The sequence below is a fragment of the Gluconobacter sp. P1D12_c genome (genome assembly GCF_018812105.1).
Classification (GTDB): domain Bacteria; phylum Pseudomonadota; class Alphaproteobacteria; order Acetobacterales; family Acetobacteraceae; genus Gluconobacter; species Gluconobacter oxydans_A.
In genome coordinates this window covers 1-9,542 of sequence record NZ_JACSIQ010000028.1, presented here as the reverse complement: position 1 = coordinate 9,542, position 9,542 = coordinate 1, and the positions used below count along the sequence as shown (strand labels likewise).

The following is a 9,542-nucleotide window of genomic DNA, read 5'->3' as shown; positions in this document are numbered from 1 at the left end:
TGATACCGGCGATTACTCCATCAGCGATCTTTCAGAACTGTTTTCTATTTCTCGGCCAACTGTCTATCGAACTCTCAGCAGAACAGCCTCAACGTTCTTGTTGGGTTCACTCTAAGCGTACGTAAAGTACACTTTCGTGTCGTGACCCCATATTGAAGGTGGTTCGCTTGATGGCGCTGGCAACGCTGAAGATGGTTACATCATTCGCGGTGGCCGCGAGATGAACTGGAACTACGACAATCTCTGGGATATTTTTCAGGATATCCAGGCAATCGAGCTTCCGTCGGGATACAGCGTCCTCGACGAATATCGCCTCATCAATGATAATGATCCCAATTATTCGAAAGCCCGGCTTATGCACAAGCAGGGACAGATCCGTGATTTCTCAACCTTCGGCCTTTCTCGTTCACAGCAGTGGCAGTTAATTCGCCTCTTGCTGAAACGTAAGGAGAATCTCGATGACGTTACGATAGAGGATTATTTCAGCGCAGACTTTCTTCAAACCAATTTCTGGTTCTTTTGGCGTTCAATGTTCGCGTTTGAGAATTGGCATAGCTTGCTCGAGATGAAATTGTACATGCATCGTTTCATTGACGCGATCGACGGCCTCAATGACATGTCTGCGCTCGTTTTCCCGAAGTATAACCAGTACGATACTTTTGTACGTCCTCTCGTTGAGCATCTTAAAAAGCAGGGTGTAAAGTTCGAATTCGGCGCACGTGCCTACGACCTCGAGTGGCGGGATGAAGAGGGGAAATGTACTGTCACAGGCATTAGAATGCTCAACCATGGGGCCGCCGACCTTATCTCGGTAAACGAAAAAGACCTTGTATTTGTCTTGACTGGATCAATGACCGAAGGAACCGCGTATGGCGACATGAACCATGCCCCCGTTCTTCAGCGTGGTCGTCACGATCCAGGCAATGATAGTGACTGGGCGTTATGGAAAAACATAGCTAAAAAATCGTCGTTGTTTGGTAAGCCTGAGAAATTCTATAACGATATTGGCAGGTCGATGTGGGAATCTGCCACCATCACCTGCAATCCTTCACCACTGGTAGATCGAATAAAAGAACTCTCTGTCAACGATCCTTATTCAGGCAAGACCGTAACCGGAGGGATCATTACCTTCACTGATTCCAATTGGGTCTTGAGCGTCACCTGTAATCGCCAACCACATTTCCCCGGTCAACCCGGTAATGTATTGGTTCTTTGGGCGTATGCTTTGCTTATGGACAAGGACGGCAATTGTATCAAAAAGCCAATGCCTGCCTGCACTGGCCGCGAAATCCTTCAAGAGCTTTGCCACCATTTGGGCATTACAGACAATCAATTTGAAGCAGTGTTAGCCAATACAAAGGTCCGTCTGGCGCTCATGCCCTATATCACCGCGATGTTCATGCCCCGGAAAGCCGGTGATCGGCCACATGTAGTACCGCAGGGTTGCACAAATCTCGCGCTTATGGGGCAATTCGTGGAAACTTCAAACGACATCGTCTTTACAATGGACTCTTCTATTCGGACAGCCAGAATTGGAGTTTATACTTTACTGGGCTTACAAAAAAAGGTTCCTGATATCAGCCCGGTACAATATGATGTTCGTAATTTAATCAAAGCTGCCCGAGCGATCAATAATGGAAAACCATTCCTGGGTGAATATTTATTACATCTCTTACTTAAAAAGACTTACTACGCCCATATTTTACCACCACTTCCAGATCGGCGACAGGAATTTCGCGAAACTGCCGACGCCGAATTGAAGGGTTTACTCAAAAAGAGCGCTCAGACAATCAATACCGTGGGCAAATGGCTGCAAAAGGCCCGGGAAGAGATTATAGAAAGGATTCGAAAATAACATCATTTCGAAGGGTTAGAGTTTTGGTCAGATCTCAGAGACATAGATGTTTTTTTGGGCCAAAGCCTTAATCTCCCGACCATCACCGGAATGGGCTTTGTCATTGCAGGCCTGCTGGTCATGAACTTCTTGCCAATGTTAGCGGGTCACTGACCTCAATATATTCCTTCTCTTGGAGCTTTCTATGATCAATCCTTTGGTCCCACTTCCTGTCCTGTGCGCCCTTCTCTTCCCAGTCTGCGCTTTTGCGCAAAGCTCCCACGACTGGTTGCCAGAATCTGGTGTTAAATCGCCTTACAGTCCACTTGCCGTCCCAACGACACTTCATCCAGTCACAGCTTCCCTAAACAGTCTACTAAAAACGGGATATCGGATCACCACAACCACAAGCTATGAAGAATCTGGGGCGCTCTTCACGCTTGAGAAGCATGGTCAGACTATTCTCTGTGTGCTCACCCCCCCTAATCCGCAAACGGACCAGAATGTCCCAACATCACGCTGTTGGGCTTTGTAAAGACTGTTATTCCGTAAGAATATGATGCCACCAGATCCACTTTATTAAGTATAGCCCGAAGAAAATTCTTCAGATCCCAAGAGCAAATATTCTGCTCCCAAGCCTAAAAATTGATTTTAGTCTCTAGTGGAAAGTTACGAAACACCTATACACTCTTAGTCATGACGCTCTCATCCTTCGCCCCCTGACCACTTGGCCGAAGTCCTGCCTGTTCTAGAGCAGCGGTCCTAGACCCGGGCAACGCTGGTGCTCGCCCTTGGGAGAGGACGTGGAGATCACCCGGGCCCTGAGCAGGCGGCACTTACTTCCCTTTGAGTTGTATCTGTTGTCGTTGGATTTATGGCGTATTCGTGTAAGCGCGCATTTGGTCGCACTCTGACGGTTTGTCCGGGTCGGTATCCCTGATACAGGTTTCTCAGGGTTTCATTTTCAGACCGAAGGCGATTAGATGCCAGATCTTTTCCAGAATGGTCCGCAGGACAGCACCCGGTCCGTTCTGGTCGCCCTGCTGGCCTGCGGCGTTGTTATTAGCGCGATCTGGATTCTCAAACCATTCCTGCCAGCGACGATCTGGGCCATCACGATCGCAGTTACGACTTGGCCCATGCTGCTCCATCTTCAAGGCTGGGTTGGAAACAGCCGACGAGCAGCCGTTTCCTTGACCATTCTGATCGCGATGGTGCTGTTCATCCTGCCGTTGTGGCTCGCCATTACGACAGTCTCAAGTCACTTCGGCGATATCGCCGCCCTCGCCTCGTCTGCGTCCATTCTGCGTCTTCCGGATGAGCCCAAGTGGCTTGCACGACTCCCTTTGATTGGACCACATATTGGTCCGTTGTGGGCCAGGATGCAGCATATGCAGTTTCCGGAAATGGTCAGGCAAGTCATGCCGTCTCCTGAGACCTTGATTCATAGTTTTCTGGCTTATGCGGGAAGTTTCAGTCTGCTCGCCCTCCAGTTCGTGCTTACGTTAATCATTCTGGGCGTACTTCTCATGCGCGCTGAATCGGCAATTGCGGTCGCTGAGAGTCTGGTGAGCATTCTCGCAGGCAGCCGGGGACGGGAGATGCTTCAGCTTGCCGCTTATACGATCCGGGGTGTTGCATTCGGCGTCACGGTAACGGCGGTCGTTGAAGCCGCTGTGGCGGGGATCGGGCTGAAACTCGCAGGTGCGCCATGGGTCAGTATTCTGACAGCAGTCACCTTCATGGTCTGTCTGTTACAGGCGGGCCCTGGTGTTACCCTGATCCCAGCCGTGATCTGGGTCTATTTTGATCAGGGGCTGATGCCCGCATTGCTTCTGCTAATTGTGACTATTATCACGATCATCATCGATAATGTTTTGCGCCCGTTTCTGATCCGCAAGCAGGCCGATATCCCGCTCATTCTCATCATGCTCGGCGTCATCGGAGGTCTTGGCGGCTTGGGACTGGTCGGGATCTTCATCGGTCCGCTGGTCCTCTCCGTCGCCTATACCCTGACCAAGAGCTGGATTAACGACTCCCGAGTTAAAATCTCGCCTTTGCCGCCCAATTCATTACACTAGCGTTTTCTGTGCTGAATGAATCGGTAAGGATTCCTAGGATGGCGCTGATCTGATTCCAAGAGACGACCGGGATAAGTGACAGATTCGGAAAACCCTTCTTTCGCATTTTTATACGCAACAATATCAATGATTTATGTTTATAAATCGACCAAAAAAGGAGGTTTTTCGAACCCTCCACATTGTGGTTGTCTCTTCGATACCTTTAAAGCCAGTTATGCTCTTGAGATGCTTCCTGTGCTAAGAAGACATCCTCAAGGGAGGGTATTATGCCAAACCTCAATGGAGGGCGTAAAAAACCAAAGCAGACTGTTAAGAAAAAACCTTTTCGTCTCAATGAAGCGAAGAAACTAGTCGCTCCGGTGGTGATCATCACGGGCCTCTTTCTCGGGGCAATCGGAATGCGCGGAGTTTTTCTAAATCGGGCCTCAGCCACGTTGGGCGGCCCTTATACGCTCATCGATATGCACGGTCATCCTCTCACGGAGCGTCAATTCCGAGGGCGCTATACACTGATTTATTTTGGGTACACACACTGCATAGATGTCTGCCCGTTAACCCTCGCGACGGTCACACAGGCTCTCGATCTCATGGGAAAAGAGTCACACCAGATTGTGCCGATTTTCATCACGGTTGATCCATCGCGTGATACTCCTGAAGTTGTTGCCGATTATGTCAGTCACTTCTCTCCTAACATCGTTGGACTTACGGGAACTGAATCTCAGATCCACGCAGTTATTGACAGTTTCCACGTCATGGCGCGACGTCGTGGCACTTCGGCGGATCATATGTCCTCAGGCTATCTTATGGATCATAGTTCCGTTCTTTACTTAATGGATGGCAATAATCGGCTTGTGTCCGTTCTGCCAGTCGACACAAGCCCAGAGGAAATCGCCACACGATTGCGCCGTCTCGTCCCTGCCAGTTAGTTACGACGCACGGCGGGCAGCTTGTGAAAGCAGAGTTGCGAGACAGAGAAGCAAAAGAGACGCTCCAAGTTCTGGCAAGAGTAATCCCAGTACAATCAGGATAACCAACGCGCCCACGCCCATCTTCTTGTTGGGATCGACAGGCGGCACTCCCAGCCTCCCTGGGGGTTTGCGCCTAAACCACAAGACAAGTGCTGCGATGCTCATCGCAAGTAATCCGACCGCTACAAGAAAATTCAAAAACTGATTGGCCTTCCCGAACAGCTGCCCTTCATGCGCCGCAACTCCATAACCGATGACGCGATCAGTCCATGCTTTCTCTTCAAAACGATGGATCGACCGTACCCGACCGGAGGCCTCTACCATCGCACTGATGCGGTTGGGACGGTTCTGCGTGTCGGAACGAACAACCCACGTTGTTTCTCCCGCTGAAGGTGGCGTTACGAGAACAGGTGCTGGAAATCCGAGTTGGGACGCCGTCATGACCACTTGATTCAGGCTGTCTGATAAGGGGCTGTCCGACATCGCCATGGGCCCCATATCCATACCTGGCATTGTATCGGTCTGTTGGGGCGAGACCGAGCGCCCTGCAATCCGATTGCGTTCAGAAACAGCTCCGATGTCCCAGTCAGGAACCGAAGTCAGGCGGCTGAATTGTGTTTCCACCCGAGCCAGAGCGTGCCCCCAAACAAAAGACCACGGCAAGCCGGAAACCAGAAAAAGCACCAAAAACGAGGAGACCCACAACCCTGTTACCGCATGGAGGTCTCGCCACCGGACACGACCGTTTCGGGTCATCCGTGGATAAAGAATACCCGCCAGGCTCTGCATCCGGCGCGGCCACCAAAGATACAGGCCTGTAGCAATCAGAACAATTGTCCAAGAGGCCACCATTTCCATGATGATGGAGCCAGTATTCCCCAATAACAGCTGGCCGTGCAGTTTAAAGATGATGCGCTCAAAACGGTCTTCTTCAGGAACCTGTTTGAGAACCACGCATGATGTCGGATCAACATACACGCGTATGGCTGTGCCCTGACGATCAACGATCACCCGGGCAGCACCGGAAGTCGTCTCCGGAAGTTCATAGGTTAGAAAATGGCTGCCAGGGACAGCATGGAGTGCCGCCCTGACTTCCTGTAACGGGGTTGAATGTGTCGCACCGCCTGCGAGATGATCGTAACGCCAGTCGATCCAATGATCCACCTGCGGTTTGAACAGGTAAATTGACCCTGTGAGGCATAGCAACACAATAAAGGGAAGACAGAAGAGACCCGCAAAGAAATGCCATCGCCAGATCGTTCGATAATCGGGCCAGACTGGGGCACTGGAAGCGTTCATCATCATGGATACCTTCAGAACTTGATCCGCACGCCACCAAAGAACGCTCTTGGCGATCCGGCGTAGATTGAGCCTGTCTTGTTGGCCAAAACACGTCGCCCAGCCTGCTGCCCGGTCGAAAGGAGTGTATCGCTGATGTCAGTCGCACCTGCGGCATAAACCTGATTGGTTACATTCTGTACCTCGAAGTAGCTGTGCAGACGGTGAGCCCAGCCCAGACGTTCTGGAGGGTCGTAATGAACCTCTAGATTGAGCAATGCGTATGAGGGGGCTTTCAGAATATTGGCATTGTCGAGGTAAAAGGAACTCCTCCACGTCACTTCTGCAAAACCTCCCAGCCCTTGCAGCCATCCGTCTGGCTGATCATAGAGAACACGCGCATCTAAAAAATGCGGCATAACACCGGGAATGAGATTCCCCTTCCGCGAGAAATTCCGCGCCATCGTGCTGTTGGACAGGGTCTCGGTGTATTTCGTGTAGATCTGGTTGTCATAGGTATAAGACAGCTTCAGCCGCGCACCGGGCAGAGAGGCATGCAATGGCTGCCATGTCGCGCCCAGTTCAATGCCACGATGCTCTGAGGCCGGGGCGTTGAAAGTATAGCTTCCCGCGGGTGTATTGACACCCGCCGACTGGCTGACAAGTTCGTTCCGGTAGAACTCATAGAAGCCCGTGGCCTGAATATTGATGCTGGGCGACGGGTGCCATTCGGCCCCCAAGTCAAAACCGAGACTCGTTTCGCTCTTAAGCTGCGTATTGTTCCCGTAGGTTCCCTGAGGGGTTACGAAGAAACTGGAATAGCCAGGTGTGGCATAAGCTGTTCCAACACGACTGTGCAAAGTCCAGTCTTTGGTTGGTGTATAAACCAGCGAGGCTTCAGGTGCGAGATTGAAGAAGCGTCGATTGGCCGTAATATTCTGCAAAGAGGTTGAACTTGCCGATCTATTGTAGAGCGTCTGAACTGCTCCAACATCAGATTGCGTCCCACCAAGTCCGATTACAGCATGCCAAAGCGGAGAAAACTGCCAGTCTTCCTGAAAGCGGAGGCCGATGTTCCACTGATGGCCGTATGACGTGGAATTCAAAGCACCGCGGGTCGCGCCGCCTTGCGGGGTCAGATTATAGACCTGATAGCCATAATCCATGTAGTCGAAGCTGGCACTGACAAAACTGGTGAGCGGCGTCTTTCCGATACGGCTGCGGTTCGTCAGATCCGTCTGCACATTATAGGAATTAAACGGTCCGACAAAAGCCGTTGTCGAAGTTGGCTGATCGGTATGACGTTGATCGTAAGTAAACTGAGTATGCCAGGTTGTTCCTGGATCAAAGTCATGCTCCCATCGAAGCCCCACAATGCTGCGTCGGTCAAAACGACCCAGCCCTGCCTGCTGCGGGCTCATCGTCTGGCGGGCTCCATAGGCCCCATTCACCAGAAGATTGACCGAAGCGCATCCAGCAGCAGCCGATGCCGCATTGGCACAACCATTTTGGTAGGGATTACTGCGGAATTGGTTCAGAGAAAGGCGTAACGGCAGCGATGTATCCGTGACGTTATTAACGAATTTTAGAATGAGGCGATCTGATGAGGTCAGATTAACCCGCAGCCGCATATTTTCGGTAGACGTGTTGTACTGGCTGTTCGCAATGAAACCGTTACTGCGCACATCGCTACCAAACAGCATGAAATCGTAGCGTTTATTGCCCGCACCAATCGTTATGTAGTTATTGAACAGGCCGAAGCTGCCAAAGTCTGAACCCAGTTCCAGACCATGAATGTCAGCGCCGTTCCGGGTGCGGAAATTGATCGCCCCGTTAATCGCGTAATTACCGTATAGCGTAGAGGCTGGTCCCTGAAAGACGTCCACGCCTTCATAGGCATGTGGATCGATCAAATCTGCCCGGGCCGTACCGTCTGGTTGCGTCATGGGAAACCCATCTTCCGTAACCTGAAGATTCTTCAGACCATAGGACTGACGTGCGCCCGACCCACGGACAGAAACGACGCTGTCACGCGGCCCATTACCTTGCAGAACAGTTACCCCAGGAAGGGTTGCGACCATATCGGCGACCGACTGTGCTGCCCTGTGTGCGAAATCTGTACGTTCCGCGCTGTAGGTTGTTTCATCGGTTGGATGAAGTCGTGCAGAACCACGCGTCGTACCGCGAACCAGAATGCTTTCGACATTCTGATGTGCAGAAGACGCAACTGAGGCTGTTTTACGGGGACGCGCCTGAAGAGGTTGTGCATGAGCTGGAAAGGCTCCAAGAAAAACGCAGCCAAGCACCAGCGAGCCGAGAGGACGGCTTGATTCAAAAGAAGTATTCATGTGTTCGTTCTGATCTGAAAAACGCAGAAAGCCTTTCATCGCAGATGCGATAAAGGCGCTAAGTTTTTGTCAGATCAGGTTGGGAGGTCCTTGAGCATAAATGCCCGATAGCCGCCATAGGGGAGGCCCCCGCACTGGCGGGAAACACCAGAAAAAACTCCGCCCTGTCACAGACAGAACGAGGAAAACAGCAGCGACGCATCCGATTATCAGGATCGCCAGCAGGTCGTCGACCACTGCAATCCCATCACCAACATCCGCTGCGTGATGATGATCAGGACTATGCGGACCAAAATCCTGGCTGTCGCAAAGGGTCGACAAGTTGGTGAACTGTTTTAACGGATCATCAAGCAGGAACTGCGGTAAAGGCAGACTTCCAACGCTGAGGCGAATAATGATGGCAAGCAGAACCAGCGGCCAAAAGACCAGACTCCCTCCGCTATACCGCGCACTTCGCATCATTCTTCTTCATTTAAAGCGGCTTGCAGCACTGCGCCAGATGGAAATGTATTTTTCGACCATTTGGTTTGGGTTGTGATGCACAGAACCCCAATTTTTTAAGCGCTCCATGTTCATTGTCGATGTCCCTTTCCGGAAGCTTAAGAAGCTTCTTTTGTGCCCGAGATGTAAGCGTAACCGGACATGCTGCTTCCGCCTACTTCTACGACGTGGCTGGCCCGCTTTGCGTTGCCGGGAAGCGGACATAGGCGCATGATCCTCACCCTATGCGGCGGCTGCCTTCGTGCCAGTCTCGTCGGTTCGATATTCTCCCCATGCCTGCCGCAGGATCTGCAGCGCTGATGACAGGAATATGCCAGCCATGATCGCGGCCACCGCAAGGTCGGGCCATGCGCTGGTGGTGCTCCAGACGCCGAACGCCGCGGCCATGACGATCAGGTTGCCGATCGCATCGTTGCGAGAGCAGAGCCACACCGAGCGCACGTTGGCGTCGCCATCCTTGTAGGGCAGGAGCAGAAACACCGAGGCAAGGTTCGCGGCCAGCGCCAGAGCGCCGATYGCACCCATGATCTCG

General features: G+C 51.8%; 7 protein-coding genes and 1 pseudogene. 4 read left to right on the top strand and 4 right to left on the bottom strand.

Annotation, left to right across the window (positions count from 1 at the left end; translation table 11 throughout):
* The 4 genes and pseudogenes from KP705_RS20215 to KP705_RS14790 all read left to right on the top strand — a co-directional run.
* A pseudogene (locus KP705_RS20215) lies at window positions 1-115 on the top strand (recombinase family protein); the annotation flags it as partial.
* 36 nt (window positions 116-151) lie between these two features.
* On the top strand, window positions 152-1,855 hold the full coding sequence (locus KP705_RS14800) for an oleate hydratase (RefSeq protein ID WP_215764725.1): 1,704 nt from the start codon (window positions 152-154) through the stop codon (window positions 1,853-1,855).
* A 962-nt stretch (window positions 1,856-2,817) separates the two neighbouring features.
* Window positions 2,818-3,915 (top strand): AI-2E family transporter, encoded by a 1,098-nt coding sequence (locus tag KP705_RS14795; protein ID WP_099287665.1) that lies wholly within the window; start codon window positions 2,818-2,820, stop codon window positions 3,913-3,915.
* 266 nt (window positions 3,916-4,181) lie between these two features.
* Window positions 4,182-4,841, top strand: coding sequence for an SCO family protein (locus tag KP705_RS14790; protein ID WP_099287664.1), 660 nt, complete (start codon window positions 4,182-4,184; stop codon window positions 4,839-4,841).
* Here the strand turns inward: KP705_RS14790 and KP705_RS14785 are convergent, their stop codons facing one another.
* The 4 genes from KP705_RS14785 to KP705_RS14770 form a co-directional block, all read right to left on the bottom strand.
* Entirely contained in the window at window positions 4,842-6,188 is a 1,347-nt protein-coding gene (locus KP705_RS14785) for a PepSY domain-containing protein (RefSeq protein WP_099287663.1), read from the bottom strand.
* Window positions 6,189-6,196: 8 nt separating this feature from the next.
* The gene (locus KP705_RS14780) at window positions 6,197-8,509 is read right to left on the bottom strand and encodes a TonB-dependent receptor domain-containing protein (protein ID WP_211561937.1); all 2,313 of its coding nucleotides are present in this window, start codon (window positions 8,507-8,509) and stop codon (window positions 6,197-6,199) included.
* Window positions 8,510-8,578: 69 nt separating this feature from the next.
* Window positions 8,579-8,971, bottom strand: a complete 393-nt coding sequence (locus KP705_RS14775; protein WP_015075049.1) for a hypothetical protein — start codon at window positions 8,969-8,971, stop codon at window positions 8,579-8,581.
* 261 nt (window positions 8,972-9,232) lie between these two features.
* On the bottom strand, window positions 9,233-9,542 hold a 310-nt coding region (locus tag KP705_RS14770), incomplete at its 5' end, for a cation transporter (protein WP_215764723.1).